Consider the following 24,626-nt stretch of genomic DNA (forward strand, 5'->3'; position numbering starts at 1 on the left):
AGCTGAATTTATAAAGCGCCCGCAAGCTGTAGCAAATCGGCGCAGGGGGCAGTATATCGCCCCGTCGGATTACCAGCCGACGATCATCACGATGCCCAGCACCAGGAAGATCGCCGCCGAAATGCCGTGCACGAGCTTGATCGGCACGCGCCGCATGATCTTGTCGCCGAGCCACACGACCGGCGCATTGGCCAGCATCATCCCGAGCGTGGTGCCGACGACCACCCACACGTAGTCCTGCGTGAAGCGGGCGGCGAGCATGACGGTGGCGATCTGGGTCTTGTCGCCCATCTCGGCCAGGAAGAACGCGATCAGCGTGGTGCCGAAGACGCCGAAGTGCGAGGCGCCGGGGGCGTCGTCATCGTCGAGCTTGTCGGGAATCAGCATCCAGACGGCCATCGCGATGAACGAGCCGCCGAGGATCCAGCGCAGCACCTCGGGGCCGAGCCAGCGCGTGATGTAGTTGCCGACGGCACCTGCCAGGGCATGGTTGACGATGGTGGCGGCGAAGATGCCGAGGACGATCGGCCAGGGTTTTCTGAACCGGGCGGCCAGAAGAAGGGCCAGGAGCTGGGTCTTGTCGCCCATTTCCGCGAGCGCGACGACGCCCGTTGCTACGAGAAAAGCTTCCATGATGAACGTGGGGTTCCTTGGGCCGAAGGACGCAATTGACCGTGCAACACCTTCGGCCATATTCCCGAAGTTGCACGGTCAAAGGTCTCGCCAGGTGTGTTCACTGCACGCGCCATGTCCTGTGGGGCAGGACAAGTCTGTTGACGCGGGCCCTTCTCGAAAAACGGAAGGCGGCTACTCCCCAATGACGGGGCGGATTGTACCTGTAACGCCAATCACCTCATTCTGTTCAGTAAGCGTGCGCTAGCTTTCGAAGCTTTTGACAAGTGCTACTCCAAGAAGCAATTTCTCGCTTGCTTTTTGGATATTTCACCCATAATGCACGAGCCTCCCTCTTCATTTTGGTCGGGGGGTAGTTCGGTGATCGGTCAGTTTCGCGCGACTCGACGGCTCTCGTTTGAGTGATGCTTTCGGGACTCCATCGCTTTTCTTGATGTGTTTATAGGAGTCCCTTGATGGGCAACAAACTGTACGTCGGCAACCTGCCTTACTCGGTGCGCGACGGTGATCTCGAACAGGCATTCGGGCAGTTCGGCGCAGTGACCAGCGCCAAAGTCATGATGGAACGCGACACCGGTCGCTCGAAGGGCTTCGGCTTCGTCGAGATGGGCAGTGACGCCGAAGCGCAAGCTGCCATCAACGGCATGAATGGCCAGCCCCTGGGCGGCCGCAGCGTCGTCGTCAACGAAGCACGTCCGATGGAAGCACGTCCCCCGCGCAGCGGTGGTGGCGGCTACGGCGGCGGCGGTGGTGGTTATGGCGGCGGTGGTGGCGGAGGCTACGGCGGCGGCGGTGGCGGCTACGGTGGTGGTGGCGATCGCAGCGGCGGCGGCGGCCGTTCCGGTGGTGGCGGCTACGGTGGTGGCGGTGGCCGCTCCGGTGGCGGCGGCGGCGGTGGTGGCGATGGCGGTTTCCGCAGCCCCTACGGCGCAGGCCCCCGTGGCGGTGGCGGCGGTGGTCGCTCCGGCGGTGGCGGTGGCTACGGCGGCGGTGGCAACAGCGGCTACTGAACCCTGCGCGCACAAAGACAAAAGGCTCCTGAAGGAGCCTTTTTCATTGGGGAATCGCCAACCTGGCTTCAGCTTTCGCCGCTGCGTTTCTTGCGTTCGCGGCCTTGCACGGCGCGATCGAGCAGGGCGTTGGGCAGCATGCGCATGATCTTGGCGATCACGCCCATCTGCCAGGGAATCACGCGATAGCTCGTACCCGCCTCGATGGCGCGCAGCGCCTGGTCGGCAAAGTCCTCGGCCTTCATGAGGAAAGGCATGCCGTAGCGGTTGCCCTGCGTGAGCGGCGTGTCGATATAGCCCGGACAGAGCGTGACGACTTCGACGCCGCTCTTGTGCAGCTCGCCGCGCAGGCTCTCGCAGTACGCGACCACGCCGGCCTTGCTCGCGCAGTACGCGCCGTGCCCCGGCAGTCCGCGGATGGCCGCGACGCTCGCGATGCCGACCAGCCGCCCGCTGCCGCGCCGCCGCATCGCCGCCACGAACGGATGGAAAGTGGCCATCAAGCCGACGTTGTTGGTCGCAAAGGTCCGCGCCATCACGTCGATGTCTTCGCGCTCCGCGGTGTCGATGCCCACGCTGATGCCCGCATTGGCGATCACCACGTCGGGCAGGCCCTGGCGTTCGATGCAGGCGGTGCCGGCGGCCACGATGCTGTCCGTCTGCGCCACGTCGGCGCTATAGATCTGGTAGCGGCTCGTGTCCAGTTGACGCCCCGTTGCCCAGGCTTCGATCTCCCCGGTACGCCGGGCAACCAGCGCCAGGCGGTAGCCCGCGTCGTAGAAACTCGCCGCCAGCGCCTGGCCGATGCCGCTCGATGCGCCGGTGATGAAAACCAGCGGGGACGACGGGGTGTTCATGCGTGAGTTTTTTCTTTTCTTCTTCAGCGCGGCTTGCCGCCCGGGGTGGTGGCCGACGGCACCAGCAGCCCGCGCACCCGGCCGGTCAGGTTGGCCACGCCGCTCAGGTTGTCGTAGTCGAGGTTGTCGGCGGTGAACTGGTCGGTGCCGCGGATCAGCGTGACCGGCTGGTTCGACGTCACCCGCTCGGTGTCGAGGTAGGCATGCAGGAATTCGCCGCGGAACTCCAGGCGCGGCGTGGGCTTGCCATTGGCGCCCACGGATGGGTCGCGAATGACGACCGCGTTGCCGAACAGCTGGATCTCGCTGCCGTCCGAATTCGAGATCCCTCGATTGGCCGTCGAGCGTGTCGTGTAGCCCTGCGGCGAGACGGAACGCATGTTCACATCGTCGACTTCGACAGTGTCGGTGTCCGGGTAGTGCCGGCCTTCCTTGCCGTGCAGTTCGCTGCGCAGGTCGCCGTTGGGCAGGAAGTTCTTGATCACGAAGTCGCGCATGAAATAGTCGGGCTCGTGCGTGGGCGCCGCCTTGGCGGTGGGCTCCAGCAGCTTGGGCGCGTTGCGCACCAACCAGTAGGTGCCGAGCGCCACGCCCGCCGTCAAGATGATCGGCAGGTAGATCGTCGCGCGGTCGAGCACGTCGCGCACTCGGTCCCATGCGCTTTTCAATTGATTCATGGGTTCGGGCCTCGCGCGGCGTCGAGCAGGTGGCGGTACTGGCCGCAGGCCGTGAGCAGCAGGTCGCAGAATTCGCGCGCCGCGCCTTCGCCGCCGCGCGCCTGGGTGACGTAGCGCGCGATGCCGCGCACTTCGACGTGCGCATTGGCCGGCGCCGCGGCAAAACCGACACGGGTGAGCACTGGAAGGTCGGGCCAGTCGTCGCCGATGGCTGCGGCCTGCGCCCAGGTGAAGCCGAGTTGCTCGAGCATGGCTTCGGCCGCGGGCAATTTGTCCTCTGTGCCGTAGCGCACATGCTCGATGCCGAGCGCCTCGAGCCGCACGCGCAGCGGCTTGGAATCGCGCCCCGTGATCACGGCCGGCACGATGCCCGCAAGGCGCAGCAGCTTGAGGCCGTAACCGTCCAGGATGCTGAAGCGCTTGAGCGTTTCGCCGTGCTCGGTGAAGTAGACGCCGCCGTCGGTCAGCACGCCATCGATGTCGAAGAAGACGATGCGGACATCCTGTGCGGCGAGCAATGTTTCGGCCTGGAACGCGAGCGGCATCAGATGACCTTCGCGCGCATCAGGTCGTTGATGCTCAGCGCGCCGACGAGGAGGCCCGCCGCGTCGACCACCAGCACGCTGGTGATGCGGTGGTTTTCCATCAGCTCGGCCGCCTCGACGGCCAGTGCATCGGCGCGCAGCGTGCGGGGACCACGGTGCATGACGTCGGCGGCCGTGAGGGCGCGCAGGTCGGCGCCGGTCTCGACCTTCCGGCGCAGGTCGCCGTCGGTAAAGATGCCGATCGCGCGGCCCTCGGCATCGACCACCGCCGTGGCGCCGAGCCCCTTGGAGCTCATCTCGCGCATCAGCTCGCTCAGCGACGCAGTGGGTGCGACGCGCGGCACCTCGGTGCCCGAGCGCATCACGTCGCTCACATGCGTGAGCAGCTTGCGTCCCAGCGCGCCGCCCGGATGCGAGCGCGCGAAGTCCTCGGAGCCGAAGCCGCGCGCATCGAGCAGCGCCACGGCCAGCGCGTCGCCCATCGCCATCTGGGCGGTGGTGCTCGCGGTGGGGGCGAGGTTGAGAGGACAGGCTTCCTTGGAGACGCCCGCGTCGAGCACGATGTCGGCATGGCGCCCGAGCGTCGAATCGGCGCGGCCGGTGATGGCGATCAGCGGAACGCCCTGGCGCTTGACCACGGGCAGGATCACGGTCAGTTCCTCGACCTCGCCGCTGTTGGAGATGGCCAGCACCAGGTCGACCGCCTTGATCATGCCCAGGTCGCCATGGCTGGCCTCGGCCGGATGCACGAACATCGCCGGCGTGCCGGTGGAGGCGAGGGTGGCGGCGATCTTGCGGCCGACGTGGCCGCTCTTGCCCATGCCCATCACGACCACGCGGCCGCGCACTTCGAGGATCTTGCGCACGGCGTCGACGAAGCTGGGGCCGACGCGGGTCTTCAGACCGAGGACGGCTTCGGCTTCGATGTCGAAGGTCAGTCGTGCCCGAGCGAGGATGGCTTCGGGGTCGACCACGGGGGCCGGGGCGGGGCGGGAACTCATTGCCGGATTTTACGGGGCAGAGTGTTGCCCCCACGCTCGGCACTGCGTGTCCTCGCTGCCCCCGGGGGGGGCCGCTCGCGCCTTGGGGCGGCCCGGCGGCGCTCGCATCGTTTCCTTCAGACCGCGCGCGCACGGCTCTTGCTCTAGCATCGGCGCCCATGTCTTCCTTCGATCTCACGCTGTTGTACCTGCTGGCCGCGGTGATCGGCGTGGTGGTCTGCCGGTCGCTCAAGCTGCCGCCGATGCTGGGGTACCTCTCGGCCGGCGTGCTGATCGGACCGCATGCACTGGCGTTGGCGCAGAACTCCGAAGGCATCCGGCACCTGGGCGAATTCGGCGTGGTGTTCCTCATGTTCGTGATCGGGCTCGAGTTCAGCCTGCCCAAGCTGCGGGCGATGCGCAAGCACGTGTTCGGGCTGGGCCTGCTGCAGGTGCTGCTGACGATGGCGATCGCCACGGCCGGCGCCCTCGTCATCGCCACGCAACTGCCGCCGGCCTGGCGCCTGGGTTGGCAGACGGCACTGGCGCTCTCGGGCGCACTCACCATGAGCAGTACCGCCATCGTGGTCAAGCTGATGGCCGAGCGGCTCGAACTCGAGAGCGAACACGGCAAGCGCGTGATGGGCGTGCTGCTGTTCCAGGACTTGGCGGTGGTGCCGCTGCTGGTGCTGATTCCCGCACTCGGCGCACCGCCCGAGGCATTGGCCAAGGCGCTCGGTCTCGCGCTGGTGAAGGCGACCGTGCTGATCGGCCTGCTGCTCTACGGCGGCCCGCGCGTGATGCGCTGGTGGCTCACGCTCGTCGCCCGGCGGCGCAGCGAGGAGCTCTTCATCCTGAACGTGTTGCTGATCACGCTGGGCCTGGCCTGGCTCACGGAGCTGGCCGGCCTGAGCCTCGCGCTGGGCGCATTCATCGCCGGCATGCTGGTCTCGGAGACCGAATACAAGCACCAGGTCGAGACCGACATCCGCCCGTTCCACGACGTGCTGCTGGGGCTCTTCTTCATCACGGTGGGCATGTCGCTCGACTGGCACATCGTGGTCGACCGCTGGCTGCTGGTGGCCGTGCTGCTGCTGGTGCCGCTCTTCTTCAAGCTGGCGCTGGTGACGGTGCTGGCGCGGGTGCTGGGGGCGACCTCGGGCGTGTCGCTGCGCACCGGCCTCTATCTTGCGCAGGCCGGCGAGTTCGGCTTCGTGCTGCTGACGCTCGCGCAAGACCGCAGCCTGCTGCCGCCCTGGCTCGCGAACCCGGTGCTGGCCTCGATGGTGCTGTCGATGCTCGCGACGCCGTTCATCATCATGTACAGCAACGCCATCGTGCGGAAGCTGGTGGCCAGCGACTGGCTGCAGCAGTCGCTGCAGATGACGAGCATCGCGCGCAAGACCATCAACACCGCCAGGCACGTGATCATCTGCGGGTACGGGCGCTGCGGGCAGAACCTGGCGCGCATCCTGGAGCGCGAAGGCATTCCGTACATGGCGCTGGACCTCGACCCCGACCGCGTGCGCCAGGCCGCCGCCGCCGGCGACTCGGTGGTGTTCGGCGACGCGGCGCGGCTGCAGGCGCTGATGGCCGCCGGCCTCGCGCGCGCCAGCGCGGTGGTCGTGACGTATCTCGACGTGCCTGGTGCGATGAAGGTGCTCGCCAACACCCGGGCCCACGCAGCCCATGTGCCGGTGATCGTGCGCACCCAGGACGACCACGACCTCGAGAAATTGCAGGCCGCCGGCGCAACCGAGGTGGTGCCCGAGGCCATCGAAGGTTCGCTGATGCTCGCGAGCCATGCGCTGGCGCTGGTCGGCGTGCCGATGCGGCGCGTGATCCGCGTGGTGCAGGACCAGCGCGACGCGCGCTACAACCTGCTGCGCGGCTACTTCCACGGCGCCGATGACGACACCTCCGACGAGATCGACCACGAGCGGCTCAACAGCTTCACTCTGACCCCCGGCTCTCGTGCCATCGGCCACACCCTCGAGCAACTGGCGCTGGACACGCTGGGCGTGCGCGTCGCCACCCTGCGCCGCCAAGACGGCCAGGCCCGCGTGCCCACCGGCGAGACTGTGCTGACGGATGGCGACACGCTGGTGCTCTCCGGCAAACCCACGGCCCTGGCCATCGCGATCGAGCGTCTTCAAAAGGGCTGACGTCCCCCTTCAGGAATACCGGGGAAACCGGCTTCGCCGGGTCTCAGGCATTGCTCCCGGTAGAAAGTGGGCAAAGCGGACACGGAAGTGCCGCGCCACCTGGAGGCGAACTCGGTACCCGAGCTAATTGACCAGGGTGGGGTTGCGCTTTTCTTCTTCGATGCGCTGCTGGCGCCGCACCGCTTCGCACTGCGCATGGGCCTTGAACTCGGGCTTGAGGCATTGCGTCGCCATGCACTGGGCCTTGGCGATGAAGTTGCGGTCGCCGCACAGGGCCTGCGGCTCGGACGGAGCGGCTGGGGCCGGTGGCGGCGGTGCCGCCGCGGCAGCAGGTGCTGGCGCTTCCGGGGTCGCGGCCTGGGGTACGGCGGTCGCCTGCTTGCGCGGCTTGGCGGCAGGCTTAAGCGCGGCCACCGGCGCAGCGGGCGTCGCTTCCGCCGCGGGGACCTCCGCGGCCGGCGCCTCCGGTGTCGCAGCGGGCTCGGCAGGCGGAGGCTCGGCGGCTGGCGGTGCGGCGACGGCCGGCGTCGGTGCAGGCGCAGCGGCAGGCGGCGGAGGTGCCTCGACCGGCTCGGCCGCCTTGCGCGAGCCATAGCCATACCACCCGGCGACGACCATCACCACCGCGACCACCAGCAGGCCCAGCCAGAGCACGAAGCCGCGCGGACGCAGCGGCGGTTCGGGGGGCTCGGGCGGCCGGGGCACCTTGACCCGCGAGCGCTTCCGCTCGGACCGTCCACCGGAGGGAGATGCCGACGCGGCCGCCTGGCCGGACGCCAGGATCACGGTGCGCTCATCCCCAGGCGCAGCAGCGGGCGCCTTGCCGAAAAAGCTGCGCGAGGACGGCGCAGGCTCGGGCAGATCGAACAGCGGCGCCGGAATCGTCGGCGCCCGCAACTGGGCTGGTGCGGTGGTGGCCCATTCGCGGTCGGCCTGGCCGTCCGGGCTGGGGGGAGGAGGAATACGGCTGGCCGTTGCGGACAGCGTCGTGCCACAGCTCTTGCAGAAATTCGCGCTCTCACGGTTTTCCGTGCTGCAGACCGGACAGATCGAGGCCATGGCTTACTTACTGACTACTCTCGGGATCGAAAACAAAACTTGCTGCGGGTGCGGCCTGCGGATCGGATCTGGCGGCGGGTTCGGTCGCCTTCAGGTCACCGCCACACGCTTGGAACGGTGCGCCATGCGCTTGGCGATCACGGCGCCGAGCGCCATCGCGATCTCCAGTGCCATGTTGGGCTGGCGGTTCGACATTTCGGCAAAGCGGATCGCCGTGAGGCGCCAGACCCGTCCCGCGCCGGTCACGACCACATTGGCCGCGTGCGGCTGGCGCGAGAAGAAAGCGCCTTCGCCCACCACCGAGCCGGGCGTGAGCACGGCAAGGCGCATCTGTTCCTTGCTGCTGACGCGGTGCACGCTGATGGCGCCGCTTTCCACGAAGAACACGGAGCGATCGGGCGTGTTCTGCTCGATCAGCACGTCGCCGACGGCGGTGTCGATGGGCTGCAGGTAACCTGCCACCGTGTCCCATTGCTGGACGGTGAACGTCAACGCAAAAGCGTCGGAGCTCGTGTTTTCCGCGATGGCGCGGCTCAGGTTCTGGATGGACATTTTTTCTTCGACCCCCGCATGTGGGTTGAAGTATCGCGAAGGCCACGCGTTTCGGCTACAAGTGTTTACGTTTCGCCGGGCGACGCGTCGCCATGTGTCGCTATTTCCCGATACAGAAGCGCGAAAAGATGACACCCAGCAGATCGTCGGCGCCGAACTCCCCGGTGATCTCGTTCAGGGCGTTCTGCGCCAGGCGCAGCTCCTCGGCCAGCAGATCGAGCAGCTGGGCCTGAGCCGCAAGGTGGCTCGCGGCCAGCGCGAGGTGCATCTCGACCCGGCCGAGTGCCTGCACATGGCGCGCCCGCGCGAGGTAAACGCCTTCGGGCACCGACTGCCAGCCGGCCATCGCCAGCAACTGGTCGCGCAGGACCTCGATGCCGAGCCCGGTCTTCGCCGACAGCGCGATGCCCCGGGCAGGGGCAACGGACGTCGGCGCGGCGTCCTGCTTGTTCCAGACATCGAGCACCGGCACGCTCGCGGGCAGCTTGCCTTGGAGCCCGCGCAGGATCTCGGCGTCGGCGGCCGCGTAGTCCGGCTGGTCGGCACGCGTCAGGTCGTGCAGGAACAGCACGGCATCGGCGCTTTCGATCTGGCCCCAGGCGCGTGCTACCCCGATCTGTTCGACCTCGTCGCTGCTTTCGCGCAGGCCCGCGGTGTCGGCCACATGCAGCGGAACGCCGTGGATCTGGATCGTCTGCGAGACCACGTCGCGCGTGGTGCCTGCCACCGCGCTCACGATGGCGAGCTCGGCGCCGGCCAGGGCATTGAGCAGGGAGCTCTTGCCCGCATTCGGCTGGCCCGCGATGACGACCTTGATGCCTTCGCGCAGCAGGGCGCCCTGTTTGGCGCGCTGCTGAACGGCGGCGAGTTGCGACTGCAGCTTCGCGAGTTGCCCGGCGGCATCGGCCTTTTGCAGGAAATCGATTTCCTCTTCCGGGAAGTCGAGCGTCGCCTCGACCAGCATCCGCAGGTGGATCAGCGCATCGCGCAGCGTGTGGATCTCGCGCGAGAACTCGCCCGAGAGCGAACGCCCGGCACTGCGCGCGGCGGCCTCGGTGCTGGCGTCGATGAGGTCGGCGATGGCCTCGGCCTGGGCCAGGTCGATCTTGCCGTTGAGGAAGGCGCGCTGGCTGAATTCACCCGGCTCCGCCACACGGAGACCGGCAAGGCGCGGACGCCCGGTCACCGGATCGGCTTCCGCGGCGGCTTCGAGGCAGCGCGCCAGCAGCAACTGCAGCACGACCGTGCCGCCGTGGGCTTGCAGCTCGAGCACGTCTTCGCCGGTAAAGGAGTTCGGCGAAGGAAAGTGGATCGCCAGCCCGTGATCGACCGGCTCGCCATCGGCATCCCGGAACGGCAGATACGTCGCTTCGCGCGGCTTGAGCGCGCGCCCGCAGATCGCATCGATCAACGGCGCCAGCCGGGCGCCGGACACCCGCACGATGCCCACCGCCCCGCGCCCCGAGGCGGTGGCGATGGCGACGATGGGATCGGTGGTGCGGGCAAAGGTCATGGCAAGAGCGCGATTCTTTCAGCAAAAAGGAAAAAGGGCCGCGGATGCGGCCCTTTGCGGTGGCGCCGAAGCACCGGCGCGTATGCGGCTTACTTGCCCAGCACGCCCAGCCGCTTGTTGATGAACCACTGCTGCGCGATCGACAGCACGTTGTTCGTGATCCAGTACAGCACCAGGCCGGCCGGGAAGAAGATGAACATCACGCTGAACGCGAGCGGCATGATCCACATCAGCTTGGCCTGCATCGGATCGGGCGGCGTCGGGTTGAGCCAGGTCTGGAACAGCGACGTGGCCGTCATCACGACCGGCAGGATGTACCAGGGGTCCGGTGCCGAGAGGTCGGTGATCCAGCCGATCCACGGGGCGTGGCGCATTTCGACCGACGACAGCAGCACCCAGTAGAGCGCGATGAACACCGGGATCTGGATCACGATGGGGAAGCAGCCGCCCATCGGATTGACCTTCTCGGTCTTGTAGATCCGCATCATTTCCTGCTGCATCTCTTGCGGCTTGTCTTTGAGCCGCTCGCGCATTTCCATGATCTTGGGGTTGATGGCCTTCATCTTGGCCATGCTGGCGTAGGCCTTGGCATTGAGCCAATAGAAGGCCGCCTTCAGCAGCACCACCAGCGCCACGATTGCCCAGCCCCAGTTGCCCAGGAAGCCGTGCAGCTGGATCAGCAGCCAGTACAGCGGCTTGGAGATGATCGCGAAGATGCCGTAGTCCTTCACCAGGTCCAGGCCCGGGGCGAGGGCTTCGAGCTTCTTTTCTTCCTGGGGACCGGCGAACAGCACGCTGCTCACGGTCTGCGTGGCGCCCGGGGCGATCTTCGGCAGCGTGGCCACCATGGCGACGGTGAAGAGGTTGTCGCCCAGATCCTTCACGCGGAATTCGCGGCGCAGTTGCTCGCTGGCGGGGTCGCCCTTGAGGAGCCAGGCCGACGCGAAGTAGTGCTGCACCATCGCGATCCAGCCGTCGTTGGCGGGCGGCGGCGGTTCGATCTTGCCCTTGGCGATGTCCTTGAAGTCGAGCTTGTGGAACTTCTTCTCGTTGGTGTACGCGGCGGGACCGGTGAAGGTGTTGGTGCCGAACATCGTGCCGGCGGCCACCGTGCCGTGGCGCAGGAGCTGCATGTAGAGCTGCGCGTCGCGCGGCTGGTCGCTCACGTTGGCGACTTCGTGGCGCACGCCGATGGCGTAGTCGCCGCGGTGGAACACGTAGGTCTTGGTGTACTTCAGGCCGCCGACGGGGGCGCTCTCGAAGCTCACTTCCAGCGTGTTCTGGCCGTTGGCCATTTCGCGCGGACCGGCCTTCGGCGTCATCGGCGTCAGGTGGTTGGGGAAGCGGTCACCGGAATCGACCTGGTTCAGGAGACCGGTCTGCGCCACGTAGCGGGTGGCGGGCGAGCCGTTTTCGAACAGCACGACGCGCTTGGTGCGATCTTCCTCGTCGTACTTCTGCAGTTCGAGGTGGTTGACCGTGCCGCCTTCGCTGTCGATGGTGGCCTTGAACAGGTCGGTGGTCACGACGACCTGCTCGCGGGGAGCGGCCGCCGCCGCCTGCGTGGGCACGGCGCCAGCGTTGCCGGTGGTGCCGGACGCGGTTGGTACGCCGTTGCTGGCTGCGGGCGTGGTGCCGGCCGGGGCGGTGGCCACGGCAGCCGGCTTGGTCGACGGCAGGAAGGTCGGCTTGTTGCCGTTGAAGACCTGCCATTGGTCCCACAGCAGTACCAGCGAGAACCCAAAAATCACCCACAGGATCGTGCGGCGGATATCGTTCATGACGAAGACTTCTTGTCGGAGGAGAGAAGAGACGAAAACAGCGAGCCTGACTTGTCAGTGCGACACGGTGATTTCGGTGGAACCGGATCGTGGCCGCCCTGGCACCAGGGCTGGCAGCGCGCGATGCGGTGCAGAGTGAGGTAGCTGCCCTTGAGCGCACCGTGCACCTCCAGCGCCTCGATCGAATACACCGAGCAGGTCGGCGTGAAGCGGCACGACTGGCCGAGCCAGGGGCTCAGCAGCAGGCGGTAGCCCTTCACGAGGCCGATCAGCAGGCGTTTCATGAGGAGGAGGACGGGGAAGAAGAAGGTGCCGACGAGCGCACGGCCCGCGCCAGCAGTTGCTGGAGTTCGGCGCGAACGGCGCCTTTCAGCTTGTCCGAGGACGCGCTCACGAATTCCTTGCGGTCGAAACCCGCCCGCAGCCGCACCACGTGCGCGGCACGGGGCAGGGCCACATCGGGCGCGGCGCTCACGGTATAGATCTGGCGCTTGATGGCGTTGCGCGTGACGGCGCGGCGCGCCCAGCGTTTGGGCACCATGGCACCCAGCCAGACATCGTCGGACGCGAACAGCGGAGCCGCGCTCGATGCGAGATCGAGCGCACAGCGATGCAATGCGAAATGAGCAGTGCGCGCCACGGTGGCACCTGCGAGGACGGCCTGGAATTGCGCGCGGGTCTTGAGCCGCTGCATGGAAACCGAGCCGGACACGCCGTGTGCGCTAGCTGAGGGAGCTGGCGCTGGCGGGTCGGCTGCTGGCAACGGCAGGTGGGTTGCCGTCAGACGGCCAGGCGCTTGCGGCCCTTGGCGCGGCGTGCGTTGATGACGGCACGGCCGCCGCGGGTCTTCATGCGGACCAGAAAGCCGTGGGTACGGGCGCGGCGGACTTTGGATGCTTGGTATGTGCGTTTCATGATGGTTCCTGATTCCCTGATTTCCGCATGCGAAAAGCAGCGGGCGCTGGGGAGCGTGTTTCGGATGGCCCCCGAAAGACGCAATGAGGTTTTCAGGGAAACCCGCAATTATCGCAAACATTCGGCCCCGGAACAATCTTCGACTGGATTTGCGGGCCTTTCGCAGCCGTCCACAGCGTGTGGATAAGGTTTTGACAAGTTAGAATGCCCGGCGCCTTCCAGCAGAGAATATCCACAATACCTATACCAAGAAATGCCCGAGGGATTCACCACTTTTCAAAGCGCCCATGTCGACTGACGGCATCGGCGAAAGCCTCTGGCAGGCCTGCGTCGACCAGCTCGCGCAGGAGCTGTCCGAGCAGCAGTTCAACACCTGGATCAAGCCCCTGACAGCGCAGGTCGCCGACGACCTGTCGCGCATGACGGTGTTCGTGGCGAACCGCTTCAAGCTCGACTGGATTCGTGCCCAGTACGCCGGCAAGATCGCCGCCATGGCCGAGAAGATGTACGGTCAGCCGGTGGCCGTCGAGTTAGCGCTTGCTCCTCGCGAAGCGCCCGTGCGCTCTGCACCCGTGGCCGTGATGACCGAGACCGATGTGCCGCGCGACGTGGCCGGTCCTGGCGAAGAGCCGGCCGCTGCCGGCTTCAAGAACCGCCTCAATTCGGGCCTCACTTTCGACACCCTCGTCGAAGGCACGGCCAACCGCATGGCGCGCGCCGCCGCGATGCACGTGGCCGGGATGCCGGGCCACTTGTACAACCCGCTTTTCATCTACGGCGGTGTCGGTCTGGGCAAGACCCACCTGATGCACGCTGTGGGTAACCGGCTCCTGGCCGACCGCCCCGATTCCAAAGTTCTCTACATCCACGCCGAGCAATTCGTGTCGGATGTGGTCAAAGCCTATCAGCGCAAGACTTTCGATGAGTTCAAGGAGCGGTACCACTCGCTCGACCTGCTGCTGATCGACGATGTGCAGTTCTTCGCCAACAAGGACCGCACGCAGGAAGAATTCTTCAACGCGTTCGAGGCCCTGCTCGCCAAGAAATCGCACATCGTGATGACCAGCGACACCTACCCGAAGGGCCTGGCGGACATCCACGAGCGGCTGGTTTCGCGCTTCGATTCGGGCCTCACGGTGGCCATCGAGCCGCCCGAGCTTGAAATGCGCGTGGCCATTCTTATCAACAAGGCGCGCGCCGAATCGGCCGAAATGCCGGAAGAAGTGGCCTTCTTCGTCGCCAAGAACGTGCGCTCCAACGTGCGCGAACTCGAAGGGGCGTTGCGCAAGATCCTGGCCTACTCGCGCTTCAACCAGAAGGAGATCTCGATCGCCCTGGCGCGCGAGGCGCTGCGCGACCTGCTGTCGATCCAGAACCGGCAGATCTCGGTCGAGAATATCCAGAAGACGGTGGCCGACTACTACAAGATCAAGGTCGCCGACATGTACAGCAAGAAACGCCCGGCCAGCATTGCGCGGCCGCGGCAGATCGCGATGTACCTGGCCAAGGAGCTCACGCAGAAGAGCCTGCCGGAAATCGGCGAGCTGTTCGGCGGGCGCGATCACACGACGGTGCTGCATGCGGTGCGCAAGATCTCGGGCGAGCGCCAGCAGCTCACCGAGCTCAACCAGCAGCTGCACGTCCTCGAACAGACGCTCAAGGGCTGAAGCCGAATGTCATCCGGAATGCCCGTCGCGACAGCGGAGAATGGCGTCTTACAAGCTGATTCAAAGAGATAGAGAAGAGGAAGAAGACATGATCGTTTTGAAGGCAACCCAAGACAAGGTTCTTGCAGCGCTGCAGTCGGTGTCGGGCATCGTCGAGCGGCGCCACACGCTGCCGATCCTGGCGAACGTGCTGATCCGCAAGACCGGCGGCCAGCTCCAGCTGACCACCAGCGACCTCGAGATCCAGATCCGCACCACGGCCGAGCTGGGCGGCGACGAAGGCAACTTCACCACCACCATCGGTGCGCGCAAGCTCATCGACATCCTGCGCACCATGCCGGCCGACCAGACCGTGAGCCTGGAGTCGAGCGCCAGCAAGCTCGTGCTCAAGGGTGGCAAGAGCCGCTTCACGCTGCAGTCGCTGCCCGCCGAAGACTTTCCGCTGGTGCAGGAAGCCGCCAATTTCGGCCCCGTGTTCAGCGTGCCGCAAAAGACGCTGAAGGACCTGCTCTCGCAGGTTTCGTTCGCGATGGCCGTGCATGACATCCGCTACTACCTGAACGGCATCCTCTTCGTGGCCGAAGGCAAGCAGTTGAGCCTGGTGGCCACCGACGGCCACCGCCTGGCGTTCTCTTCGGCCATGCTCGACGTCGAAGTGCCGCGCCAGGAAGTGATCCTGCCGCGCAAGACCGTGCTCGAAATGCAGCGCCTCTTGTCCGACGCCGAAGGCGCCATCGAGATGCAGTTCGCGAACAACCAGGCCAAGTTCAGCTTCGGCGGCATGGAGTTCGTCACCAAGCTGGTCGAGGGCAAGTTCCCCGATTACAACCGCGTGATTCCGAAGAACCACAAGAACACCGTCACGCTCGGCCGCGCGCCGCTTCTGGCCAGCCTGCAGCGCACCGCCATCCTGACCAGCGAGAAGTTCAAGGGCGTGCGCCTGAACATCGAGCCCGGCACGCTGCGCATTGCCTCGAACAATGCCGAGCAGGAAGAAGCCCAGGACGAACTCGACATCGACTACGGCGGCGACGCCATCGAGATCGGCTTCAACGTCACCTACCTGATCGACGCGCTGTCGAACATGGATCAGGACATGGTCAAGCTGGACCTTGCCGACTCCAACAGCTCGGCCTTGTTAACCATCCCCGAGAACGCATCTTTCAAGTACGTCGTGATGCCGATGCGTATCTAGCAGACAGACCACAAAGCGCCTTGCGCAGACAACCCGCGGCCCTCCGCGGGTTTGCGCTTTCAAGAGGCGGCGAAATGAGTTCTTGAGAGCCCGAAAAATCACGTCAATGCCGTGAGAGAGATAGAGGAATATCGAATGAGTGCAGAAGAAAACAAGCCCGAAGTCCCGCACACCGAGCCGGTCTACACGCCTGAAGTCCAGATCGTCGCGCCCGAGGTCATCCTGGCCGACACCAGCTACGGCGAAGGCTCGATCACGATCCTGGAAGGGCTTGAAGCCGTGCGCAAGCGCCCCGGCATGTACATCGGCGACACCTCCGACGGCACGGGCCTGCACCACCTGGTGTTCGAAGTGGTGGACAACTCCATCGACGAAGCGCTCGCGGGCCATTGCGACGACATCGTCGTCACGATCCACAGCGACAACTCCATCTCCGTCACCGACAACGGCCGCGGCATCCCGACCGGCGTGAAGATGGACGACAAGCACGAGCCCAAGCGCTCGGCCGCCGAAATCGCGCTCACCGAACTGCACGCCGGCGGCAAGTTCAACCAGAACAGCTACAAGGTCTCGGGCGGCCTGCACGGCGTGGGCGTGTCCTGCGTGAACGCGCTGAGCGTGAAGCTGCGCCTGATCGTGCGCCGCGAAGGCAAGATCCACGAGCTCGAATTCAGCCGCGGTTTCGTGCAGAACCGCCTGCTCGAAACCGTGAACGGCGTCGAGGTCTCGCCCATGAAGATCATCGGCGACACCGACAAGCGCGGCACCGAAGTTCACTTCCTGCCCGACACGGAAATCTTCAAGGAAAACAACGATTTCCACTACGAGATCCTCTCCAAGCGCCTGCGCGAGCTGAGCTTCCTGAACAACGGCGTGCGCATCCGCCTGCTGGACGAGCGCACCGGCAAGGAAGACGACTTCTCGGGCGCCGGTGGCGTGCGCGGCTTCGTGGAATTCATCAACAAGGGCAAGACCGTCCTGCATCCGAACTCGTTCTATGCGGCGGGCGAGAAGCCGGCCGACACCTACGGCGGCATCCCCGGCACCCACATCGGCGTGGAAGTGGCGATGCAGTGGAACAGCGGCTACAACGAGCAGGTGCTCTGCTTCACCAACAACATCCCGCAGCGTGACGGCGGCACCCACTTGACGGGCCTGCGCGCAGCAATGACGCGGGTCATCAACAAGTACATCGAAGAAAACGAGTTCGCGAAAAAGGCGAAGGTCGAGGTCACCGGCGATGACATGCGCGAAGGCCTGTGCTGCGTGCTGAGCGTGAAGGTGCCCGAGCCCAAGTTCTCCAGCCAGACCAAGGACAAGCTCGTGTCCAGCGAAGTGCGCGCGCCGGTGGAAGACATCGTCGGCCGCCTGCTCACCGACTACCTGCAGGAGCGCCCGAACGACGCCAAGATCATCTGCGGAAAGATCGTCGAAGCCGCCCGTGCCCGCGAAGCGGCGCGCAAGGCCCGCGAAATGACGCGCCGCAAGGGCGTGCTCGACGGCATGGGCCTGCCCGGCAAGCTGGCCGACTGCCAGGAAAAGGACCCCGCCTTGTGCGAGGTCTACCTGGTGGAGGGTGACTCCGCCGGCGGCTCCGCCAAGCAGGGCCGCGACCGGAAGTTCCAGGCCATCCTGCCGCTGCGCGGCAAGATCCTGAACGTCGAAAAAGCGCGCTACGAGAAGCTGCTCACCAGCAACGAAATTCTCACGATGATCACAGCGCTCGGCACCGGCATCGGCCGCGCCGGCGCGACCACCGCGGGCGGCGGCGCGGACGACTTCAACGTCGCCAAGCTGCGCTACCACCGCATCATCATCATGACCGACGCCGACGTCGACGGCGCCCACATCCGCACGCTGCTGCTCACCTTCTTCTACCGGCAGATGCCGGAGCTGGTCGAGCGCGGCCACATCTACATCGCGCAGCCGCCGCTCTACAAGGTGAAGGTCGGCAAGGAAGAGCAGTACCTGAAGGACGGTCCCGCGCTCGACGCGTTCCTCCTGAAGGTGGCGCTGAAGGACGCGCGCATCGAGACCGGCGGCGCAAGTTCGACCACGCTCACCGGCGACACCCTGGCCGAACTGGCGCGCAAGCACCAGGTGGCCGAGGCGGTGATTGCGCGCCTGCGCAACTTCATGGACGCCGAGGCCCTGCGCGCCATCGCCGACGGCGTGGCGCTCGACCTGGACACCACGCCCGCCGCCGAAGCTTCGGCCGTGGCGCTGCAGGCCAAGCTGCGCGAGCTCAACACGACCGGCGTGCCGGCCGAGGTGAGCAACGAGTTCGACGCCCGCACCGACAAGCCGCTGCTGCGCATCAGCCGCCGCCACCACGGCAACATCAAGAGCAGCGTGATCACGCAGGACTTCGTGCACGGCGCCGACTACGCGGCGCTGGCCGAAGCGGCCAACACCTTCCGCGGCTTGCTCAGCACCGAAGGCGCGCTGGTCAAGCGCGGCGAGGGCGAACGCGCCAAGGAAGAAAAGGTCGACGACTTCCGCCAGGCCATGAAGTGGCTGATCAGCGAAGCCGAACGCGCCACCTCGCGCCAGCGCTACAAGGGCCTGGGCGAAATGAACCCCGAGCAGCTGTGGGAAACCACGATGGACCCGACCGTGCGGCGCCTCTTGCGCGTGCAGATCGACGACGCGATCGAGGCGGATCGCGTGTTCACGATGCTGATGGGCGACGAAGTGGAGCCGCGCCGCGAGTTCATCGAGCAGAACGCGCTGCGGGCGGCGAATATCGACGTCTGACGACGACGCCGGCTCGCCGGGTACGGCGCCACTGTGGCGCCGTTACTTTGCCGAAGCAGCGAGCAGCCTCGATATCCACTGCGCAGGGATCGCACCGGGGACCCTGGTGCCGTCATTGAAGATCAGCATCGGCGTGCCTTCGGCCTTGTATCGGCGCCCGAGCTCCATGCCGCGCTGCAAACCGCCCGTGTCGCAACTCTCCGGTGCGTTGGCGGGTGCAATGCCGGCTTCGACCCAGTCGATCCACGCCTTCGACTTTTCCTTGCTGCACCAGATACCGCGCGACTTGCCCTGCGAGTCCGCGCCGAGCACGGGGTAGAGAAACACGTAGACCGTGACGTCGCCGATGGCCTTGAGGTCCTTGTCGACTCGCTTGCAATGGCCGCAGTTCGGATCCGAAAAGACCGCCAGCCTGCGTTTGCCGCTGCCATGCACGATCTTGATCGCGTCGCCCAGGGGCAGCTTGTCGAAATCGAAGCCCTCGATTTTTTCAAAACGCCCTTCGGGCGAACTGTCGTTGGGACCGGCATGGCAAGCGCTCGCCAATGCGAGCGCGCCCAGCGAGCCGAGAACGAGGAGAGGGCGGCGTGAGAGCTTCATGGGCGATAGAGATGGGTAAATAGATCAACGTGATGACAGGCCAGCGTCATGCCAGTTCGGCGCACGGCTTCGCCACAGCACTCGAAGCTGGCCCGGGCCACAGCGCGAGACCGCCTGCCAGGCTCCATGCCTGCGCATGGCCAAGACGACGCAGCGCCTTGGCCGCCTGCGAACTGCGGTTGCCGCTTCGGCAGTAGAACAGCACCGGGGTTCCGGCCGGCAACGACAGCCAGCCGGGCAGCGCGTTGAGCAGGCCCGACAGCGGCACGGCCTCGCAGCGCACATGCGCACCGAACGCCGGCGCATCGCCCAGGCGCTGCTCATAGGGTTCGCGCACGTCCACCAGCACGAGGTCGCGATGCGCCTGTAGCAACTGCTGCACTTCCACGGCATCCATTTCGCTGCGGCCGCAGCCGCTGTCGCCGTCGATCCGTGCTCCGCACGCCAGTGTCTGGTACTCGGTCAGCGCGAGGTTCTTCTCGAGGTCGGCCTTTGCGGCGGCGAACTGCCGGGCGTCTATGTGTCCATGCAGCACCTGGGCCAGCAGCGGCTGGACAGCGCACTCGCCGGCCATGGTGCTCGCGAAGCGGTTGTCGTAGTCATGCCCCGGCAGCAGCAGCGTGCCGGTCCCCACGGTCTGCGCCAGCGTCTTCAGTGAAGGGCCGAACGCCAGCGGCGCGCTTTGGGCGAAGTCGCTGCGCCCGAGGGCCCCGGGCATCACGGTGTCGCCGACGAAGGCCAGGCGCAGGTTCATCTGTGCATCGCGCAGCAAGTAGGCGGTCGAGTCCGCCGTGTGTCCCGGGACGGCCAGCCGGGTCAGCGTCTGCGCCCCGAGATGCAGCGCGTCTACACCCGAAGGCCAGCCGAGTGCATCGACTTCGTCCGGCACAAGAAGCCGAGGGGGCAGGGCAGCGCGCAGCGCGGGGCCCGATGAGACGTGATCGCCGTGGCTGTGCGTATCGAGCACGGCAACCAGCGTGCAGGCCTGGCACAGAAGCAGCTGCGCGATGCGATCCGTCAACTCCGGCAACGGATCGATGACCACGCAGCGCCGGGTATCCGCATCGCCCAGCAGGTAGCAGCACGCACCGTCCACCACAAAGCGCGTCAGGCCGTCGAACCCGTCGCCCGGCCAGGCGTGTTCGGTGGTGGTGTTCATGCAGCTGGCGCGCAGCGACGCACCGCAGACGCCGATGCGCGCGCAGGCTTCGTCGATGAACGCCGCGTCGCTGGCGGGGCCGAACGACAGGCGCACGGCCGAGGTCGTTTGCCACGCCGGCAGTCCCATGGCCTCGAGCACATAGCTCGGCAGTGCCTTGGACGCGCCGCAGGCCGAGCCCCCGCTCACGCGCACATCGGCCGCGTCGAACAGATCCAGCAGGAGCTTCGAATTGAGGCCCGGCACTGAGAAATTGAGCGTCGTGGGCAGGCACAGCTCGGGCGGCGCGTTGAACACCACCCCGGGGAAGGCATCCTCCAGCGCCACGGCGATGCGGTCGCGGTAGGCCGCAAGCGTGCCGCGATCCTGAAAGGTCCGCCCCTCTTCGAGCGCCGCCAGCACCGCACCAAGTGCAGCGATGCCCGACATGTTCTCGGTGCCCGAGCGCAATGCGCCCTCCTGGCCACCGCCTGCCATCAGCGGCGTGAACGGCGCACCGTCGCGCACGTACAGCAGGCCGATGCCCTTGGGGGCGTAGAGCTTGTGTCCGGAGAAGGGGGCGTAGTCGATGCGATGCGTGCCCAGCCGCAGCGGCAGCTTGCCCAGCGCCTGCACGCTGTCGACCATCCAGAGGGCAGGGCTTGCGGACAGCACCTCTGCAATGCCGTCGAGGTCGCTGATGACGCCGGTCTCGTTGTTGGCGGCCATGGTGCAGACCAAGCCGGCGCGGCCGGCATGGGCGCGCAGCCACGCCAGGTCGTGACGGCCATCGCGTCCGACCGGAATGGGCAGCACCTGCAGATCCAGGCCCAGCAGCGCGTTCCAGTGCCTGATCGCCTCCGGCACCGCCTTGTGCTCGGTCGCGCCGTAGAGGAGGCAGTCGACGTCCTTGCGCCCGCGCAGGGCGGTCAGCGCCGAGAGCACGGCCGTCTGGATGCCTTCGGTCGCCCCGCTGACAAAGAGCAACTGCCCCGTGGGCGCGCCAAGCACGCGGCGGGCCCGGGCCCGCACCGCGTCCATCAGGGCCCGCGCCTTCAGGCCCGTGTTGTGGACGCTGCTGGGGTTGCCGAATTCGCTGGCCATCGCCGCAAGGGCCGCGGCGCGTGCTTCAGGCAACACCGGCGTCGTGGCATTGGTGTCGAGATAGATGTCCATTCGGGGATTCGCAGTCGGAGGAGACGGGCGGCAACAGCGCCGCCCACCCGAAGGAGTCTGACGATCCGGGCCTGGAACGCGGTTGCCTTTTGGCCGGCCAATTCCAATAGGATTGGAATCAATTTCTACAGATGGATGAATTTGTGAAACTGGATTCCATAGACCTCAAGATTCTCGACATCCTTCAGCGCGATGCCGAACAGCAGGTGGCGCAGATCGCCGAGCAGGTGGGCCTGTCCGCCACGCCCTGCTGGCGGCGCATCCAGCGCATGAAGGAGGCGGGTGTCATCACGCGCCAGGTGGCCCTGCTCGATCCGCAAAAGATCAATGTGGGCGTGACGGTGTTCGTGTCGGTGCGCACCAGCACGCACACGCAGGAATGGTTCGACCGCTTCACGGCCACGGTCGACGCCATTGCGGAAGTGGTCGAGTTCTACCGGATGAGCGGCGACGTGGACTACCTCCTGCGCGTGGTGGTGCCCGACATCGCCGCCTACGACGCCGTCTACAAGCGATTGATCGCGGGGACCAACCTTCACGACGTCAGCTCGAGCTTTGCGATGCAGGAGCTGAAGCAGACGACCGCCTTGCCGCTCGGTTATGTGCTGTAGGTCGCCATGCACCGCGGCAGGTGCGGGGCATGCACCCGTGCGGGTCGGGTTCAAGACCGTTGCGTCTCAGGGTTTCCGTGAGGTGGGAGGGCGAAACTGGCCGCGATGCCCGTCACACAGCCGTCATCAGCTATTAAAACAATAGCGTTCAACTTCGATTCGAGGATCGTTCCTCGTAAACGCTATATCTAGCCCGACTCTTGCTAAGCAAAATCCTCGACGGATTTCACGTCATGCAAGATCGAGGACAACAAGCAATGAACCCTACGCGTCTCCGGCGGCCCCTGGCCGCTTTGGTACTGGGCGGTACAGCAGCATTCCTCGGCGCCGTTTTGCCGGCCCACGCTTTCTCGAACCCGCCCATCCAGGTGGCGCAGGGCATCGAGTACATGTGCGGCGGTGCAGCCAAGGGCGAAGCCGACTTCATGGAAATGGTGGCGCCGCGCTGGGCCGCGACGATCGAGCTGGGCGTGAGCGACGGCAAGGGCGCGCAGTTCGCGGGCTTCCCGGCCAAGGCCTCGGTCCAGATCCGCCAGAAATACACCGGCCAGGCGGTGATGGACGTGACGACGCAAGCACCCTACATGCTCGCGCGCCTCGATCCGGGTGCCTACGACGTGAACGTCACGCTGGGCGGGCTCACGCTCACCCAGTCGCTGATCGTGATTGCCGGCGTGCCGGCCCGCGCCTCGTTCCTCTGGCCGTCGAACTTCGACATGGCCTCGGTCACGCCGCCGATGCCGCAGACGCAGGCACTGGCGCAGACCTCCGCGGCCCGCTGAGCGAGCCGCCCCCCGCATCACGGCCGCATTCGCGGCCTGTGGTCAGCCTTTTCTAAGTCGTGCGCCGCACATTGGCGGCGTGGCTTTTGCCATCACGACCAGGAAAGGATTCAAGACCATGACCTCCCGTTTTTCCTCTTCTTCGCGCACGCGGCCGCTGGCGGCCTTCGTGTTGTGCGGCGCCGCCCTGCTCGGGGCGCTGTCGTCGGCGCAAGCGGCGGTGAATCCGCCGATCTACATGACGCACGGCGTCGAATACATGAGCGGCGGCATCGGCAGCGACGAGGCGCAGCTGATGGAGACGGTGTCGCCGCGCTGGCCCGCCACCTTCGAATTCGCGGTCAAGGACCACAAGGGCAGCGCCGACTTCGCCGCCGGCGTGCACGTCACGGTGCGCGACAGCAGCGGCGTCGCACTGCTCGACAACGTGGTGTCGGGCGGCCCCTTCATGGTGGCGCGGCTGGAGCCGGGCACCTATGAAGTCGAGGCGCGCATCGGCGGCCAGACGCTCAAGCAATCGCTCACTGTGCCGCACGGCGCTTCGGCCAAGGCCATCTTCGAATGGCCGGCGGGCACCGACATGGCGTCGGCCGGCACGCGCACGGTGCAGTGACGCGGCGGCGCCGGCTGCCGGATCGATTCGCCAAAGCCGTGAAATTCTGATGCTCGTCAAGCCACGGTGCCCGCTATCCGGGCGTCGTGCGCTATAGAAAAAATAGCGAGCGCGGCGCCTTCGGGCATCTTGAATGCGCGGCATGCGCCTTGCAGGTGGTGTATCCCGGGCAATGCCCGAACCCATTGCCCCGATGCCGATCCGCCCCCTGAGCGCCTTGACCGCGCTGTTGCACGTCTACATCGCGCTGCGCCTCGTGCCTGCGCTGGCCACGCTCACGCCCGCGTGGCCGCTGGCGCTGGTGCTGCTGGTGGTGTCGGCGCTCACGATCCCGCTGCCTTTCGTCTCGCGCCGTATTGCGTCCAATGCCTCGATGGGCGAGGTGCTCAAGTGGGTCGGCCTGATCAGCATGGGCTGGTTCTCGTCGATGTTCGTGCTGACGCTGCTGCGCGATGCCGGCCTGCTGCTCGCCTGGCTGGCGGGCGCGCTGGGCTTTGTGCAGGTGCGCTGGAATGCGCTCTTGCCGTGGAGCGCGCTGGCGGTGCTGGCAATGGCTACGGGCACTTCGCTCGTGGGCTTCATCAACGCGCGCCGCACCGCGGGCGTGAAGCGCGTCGAGGTGCCGATCCGCGGGCTGCCGACGGCGCTCGAGGGCTTCACGATCGCTCAACTCAGCGACATCCACGTCGGGCCGACGATCCGCAGCGCCTACATCCAGCGCATCGTCGACGCGGTGAACCGGCTGGGCGCCGACGCCATCGCGATCACTGGCGACCTCGTGGACGGCACGGTGCCCGAGCTGCGCGAACACATCGCGCCGCTCGCGGGACTGCGCGCGCGCCACGGCACCTTCGTGGTCACGGGCAACCACGAGTACTACGCGGGCGCTCACGCCTGGATCGACGAGCTGCGCCGGCTCGGCCTCAAGGTGCTGCTCAACGAGCACGTGGTGTTGCAGACCCGCAATGTGCGCGGCGCGCAGACCGATGAAGAACTCTTCGAAAGCGCGCTGGTGCTGGCCGGCGTGACCGACTTCACCGCCGGGCACTTCGATGCGGCGCATGCGAGCGACCCGCACCTGGCGCTGTTCGATGCACCGCCGCTGGTGCACACGCGTGTGCTGCTGGCGCACCAGCCGCGCAGCGCGACGGTGGCGGCCGCGGCGGGCTACCAGTTGCAGCTGTCGGGCCACACGCACGGCGGCCAGTTCTTTCCGTGGAACCTGTTCGTGCCGATGCAGCAGCCCTTCACGGCGGGCCTGCACCGGCTGCACGACATGTGGATCTATGTGAGCCGGGGCACCGGCTACTGGGGACCGCCGAAGCGCTTTGGCGCGCCTTCGGAAATCACGCTCTTGACGTTGGTGCCCGCCGCGCGGGCCTGAAGGCGCCGCGCTTCTT

At 66.4% G+C, this 24,626-nt stretch carries 23 protein-coding genes and 1 riboswitch; of the genes, 9 read left to right on the plus strand and 14 right to left on the minus strand.

Translation table 11 applies throughout. The annotated features are described in order from the left end of the window. Window positions 1–69: 69 nt before the first annotated feature. Window positions 70–633, minus strand: coding sequence for a TMEM165/GDT1 family protein (locus J2W23_RS17790; RefSeq protein ID WP_307649656.1), 564 nt, complete (start codon window positions 631–633; stop codon window positions 70–72). A 9-nt stretch (window positions 634–642) separates the two neighbouring features. After that, a riboswitch (yybP-ykoY riboswitch) is annotated at window positions 643–828 on the minus strand. Window positions 829–1,088: 260 nt separating this feature from the next. Here J2W23_RS17790 and J2W23_RS17795 point away from each other — a divergent pair. Further along, window positions 1,089–1,643 carry an RNA recognition motif domain-containing protein gene (locus J2W23_RS17795; protein WP_307649658.1) on the plus strand — a complete coding sequence of 185 codons (555 nt, stop codon included), beginning with the start codon at window positions 1,089–1,091 and terminating at the stop codon, window positions 1,641–1,643. Between the two features lie 68 nt (window positions 1,644–1,711). Here J2W23_RS17795 and J2W23_RS17800 read toward each other — a convergent pair whose 3' ends face one another. The 4 genes from J2W23_RS17800 to J2W23_RS17815 are packed head-to-tail and all read right to left on the minus strand — an operon-like array spanning window position 1,712 to window position 4,723. Next, window positions 1,712–2,500: an SDR family oxidoreductase gene (locus tag J2W23_RS17800; protein WP_176661138.1), complete on the minus strand. Its 789-nt coding sequence runs from the start codon at window positions 2,498–2,500 to the stop codon at window positions 1,712–1,714. A gap of 23 nt (window positions 2,501–2,523) precedes the next feature. After that, on the minus strand, window positions 2,524–3,177 hold the full coding sequence (gene lptC / locus J2W23_RS17805) for an LPS export ABC transporter periplasmic protein LptC (protein WP_307649659.1): 654 nt from the start codon (window positions 3,175–3,177) through the stop codon (window positions 2,524–2,526). Then, window positions 3,174–3,722 carry a KdsC family phosphatase gene (locus tag J2W23_RS17810; RefSeq protein ID WP_176661136.1) on the minus strand — a complete coding sequence of 183 codons (549 nt, stop codon included), beginning with the start codon at window positions 3,720–3,722 and terminating at the stop codon, window positions 3,174–3,176. Before J2W23_RS17810 ends, lptC begins: the two co-directional genes overlap by 4 nt. Beyond that, entirely contained in the window at window positions 3,722–4,723 is a 1,002-nt protein-coding gene (locus tag J2W23_RS17815) for a KpsF/GutQ family sugar-phosphate isomerase (RefSeq protein WP_176661135.1), read from the minus strand. The genes J2W23_RS17810 and J2W23_RS17815 overlap by 1 nt, the downstream gene beginning before the upstream one ends. A 158-nt stretch (window positions 4,724–4,881) precedes the next feature. Between J2W23_RS17815 and J2W23_RS17820 the strand changes: the two genes are divergently transcribed. Further along, the gene (locus J2W23_RS17820) at window positions 4,882–6,867 is read left to right on the plus strand and encodes a monovalent cation:proton antiporter family protein (protein WP_176661134.1); all 1,986 of its coding nucleotides are present in this window, start codon (window positions 4,882–4,884) and stop codon (window positions 6,865–6,867) included. 123 nt (window positions 6,868–6,990) lie between these two features. On the opposite strand, the gene J2W23_RS17825 is transcribed toward J2W23_RS17820, so the two are convergent. The 7 genes from J2W23_RS17825 to rpmH all read right to left on the minus strand — a co-directional run bounded on the left by J2W23_RS17825 (window position 6,991) and on the right by rpmH (window position 12,687). Further along, entirely contained in the window at window positions 6,991–7,926 is a 936-nt protein-coding gene (locus tag J2W23_RS17825) for a zinc-ribbon domain-containing protein (RefSeq protein ID WP_307649660.1), read from the minus strand. A gap of 90 nt (window positions 7,927–8,016) precedes the next feature. Then, on the minus strand, window positions 8,017–8,478 hold the full coding sequence (locus J2W23_RS17830) for a Crp/Fnr family transcriptional regulator (RefSeq protein WP_307649661.1): 462 nt from the start codon (window positions 8,476–8,478) through the stop codon (window positions 8,017–8,019). A gap of 100 nt (window positions 8,479–8,578) precedes the next feature. Then, a complete protein-coding gene (gene mnmE / locus J2W23_RS17835; protein WP_307649662.1) occupies window positions 8,579–9,991 on the minus strand; it encodes a tRNA uridine-5-carboxymethylaminomethyl(34) synthesis GTPase MnmE in 1,413 nt (470 codons plus the stop codon). Between the two features lie 89 nt (window positions 9,992–10,080). Next, window positions 10,081–11,772 carry a membrane protein insertase YidC gene (yidC, locus tag J2W23_RS17840; RefSeq protein ID WP_307649663.1) on the minus strand — a complete coding sequence of 564 codons (1,692 nt, stop codon included), beginning with the start codon at window positions 11,770–11,772 and terminating at the stop codon, window positions 10,081–10,083. Beyond that, a complete protein-coding gene (gene yidD, locus J2W23_RS17845; RefSeq protein ID WP_013544365.1) occupies window positions 11,769–12,056 on the minus strand; it encodes a membrane protein insertion efficiency factor YidD in 288 nt (95 codons plus the stop codon). The genes yidC and yidD overlap by 4 nt, the downstream gene beginning before the upstream one ends. After that, the gene (locus tag J2W23_RS17850; protein ID WP_307649801.1) at window positions 12,053–12,466 is read right to left on the minus strand and encodes a ribonuclease P protein component; all 414 of its coding nucleotides are present in this window, start codon (window positions 12,464–12,466) and stop codon (window positions 12,053–12,055) included. The genes yidD and J2W23_RS17850 overlap by 4 nt, the downstream gene beginning before the upstream one ends. Before the next feature lie 86 nt (window positions 12,467–12,552). Next, window positions 12,553–12,687 carry a 50S ribosomal protein L34 gene (rpmH, locus tag J2W23_RS17855; protein WP_007834827.1) on the minus strand — a complete coding sequence of 45 codons (135 nt, stop codon included), beginning with the start codon at window positions 12,685–12,687 and terminating at the stop codon, window positions 12,553–12,555. A gap of 287 nt (window positions 12,688–12,974) precedes the next feature. Between rpmH and dnaA the strand changes: the two genes are divergently transcribed. The 3 genes from dnaA (at window position 12,975) to gyrB (ending at window position 18,306) form a co-directional block, all read left to right on the plus strand. After that, window positions 12,975–14,354 (plus strand): chromosomal replication initiator protein DnaA, encoded by a 1,380-nt coding sequence (gene dnaA / locus J2W23_RS17860; protein ID WP_042577248.1) that lies wholly within the window; start codon window positions 12,975–12,977, stop codon window positions 14,352–14,354. 88 nt (window positions 14,355–14,442) lie between these two features. Next, window positions 14,443–15,549 carry a DNA polymerase III subunit beta gene (dnaN, locus tag J2W23_RS17865; protein ID WP_013538472.1) on the plus strand — a complete coding sequence of 369 codons (1,107 nt, stop codon included), beginning with the start codon at window positions 14,443–14,445 and terminating at the stop codon, window positions 15,547–15,549. Between the two features lie 135 nt (window positions 15,550–15,684). Further along, complete coding sequence (gene gyrB / locus J2W23_RS17870; protein WP_176661128.1) at window positions 15,685–18,306, plus strand: DNA topoisomerase (ATP-hydrolyzing) subunit B; 2,622 nt, start codon at window positions 15,685–15,687, stop codon at window positions 18,304–18,306. A 42-nt stretch (window positions 18,307–18,348) separates the two neighbouring features. On the opposite strand, the gene J2W23_RS17875 is transcribed toward gyrB, so the two are convergent. Continuing rightward, the gene (locus tag J2W23_RS17875; RefSeq protein ID WP_307649664.1) at window positions 18,349–18,906 is read right to left on the minus strand and encodes a DsbC family protein; all 558 of its coding nucleotides are present in this window, start codon (window positions 18,904–18,906) and stop codon (window positions 18,349–18,351) included. 46 nt (window positions 18,907–18,952) lie between these two features. Beyond that, window positions 18,953–21,220 (minus strand): aminotransferase class V-fold PLP-dependent enzyme, encoded by a 2,268-nt coding sequence (locus J2W23_RS17880; protein WP_307649665.1) that lies wholly within the window; start codon window positions 21,218–21,220, stop codon window positions 18,953–18,955. A 131-nt stretch (window positions 21,221–21,351) separates the two neighbouring features. On the opposite strand from J2W23_RS17880, the gene J2W23_RS17885 reads away from it, so the two are divergent. The 4 genes from J2W23_RS17885 (at window position 21,352) to J2W23_RS17900 (ending at window position 24,610) form a co-directional block, all read left to right on the plus strand. Continuing rightward, the gene (locus tag J2W23_RS17885; RefSeq protein ID WP_373423952.1) at window positions 21,352–21,831 is read left to right on the plus strand and encodes an Lrp/AsnC family transcriptional regulator; all 480 of its coding nucleotides are present in this window, start codon (window positions 21,352–21,354) and stop codon (window positions 21,829–21,831) included. Window positions 21,832–22,088: 257 nt separating this feature from the next. After that, a complete protein-coding gene (locus J2W23_RS17890; RefSeq protein WP_176661125.1) occupies window positions 22,089–22,613 on the plus strand; it encodes a hypothetical protein in 525 nt (174 codons plus the stop codon). Window positions 22,614–22,731: 118 nt separating this feature from the next. Continuing rightward, window positions 22,732–23,226 carry a hypothetical protein gene (locus J2W23_RS17895; RefSeq protein ID WP_176661124.1) on the plus strand — a complete coding sequence of 165 codons (495 nt, stop codon included), beginning with the start codon at window positions 22,732–22,734 and terminating at the stop codon, window positions 23,224–23,226. Window positions 23,227–23,359: 133 nt separating this feature from the next. Next, complete coding sequence (locus J2W23_RS17900; protein WP_176661123.1) at window positions 23,360–24,610, plus strand: metallophosphoesterase; 1,251 nt, start codon at window positions 23,360–23,362, stop codon at window positions 24,608–24,610. Window positions 24,611–24,626 lie beyond the last annotated feature (16 nt).

This window comes from Variovorax boronicumulans (genome assembly GCF_030812215.1).
In the GTDB taxonomy this organism is placed as follows: Bacteria; Pseudomonadota; Gammaproteobacteria; order Burkholderiales; family Burkholderiaceae_C; genus Variovorax; species Variovorax boronicumulans_C.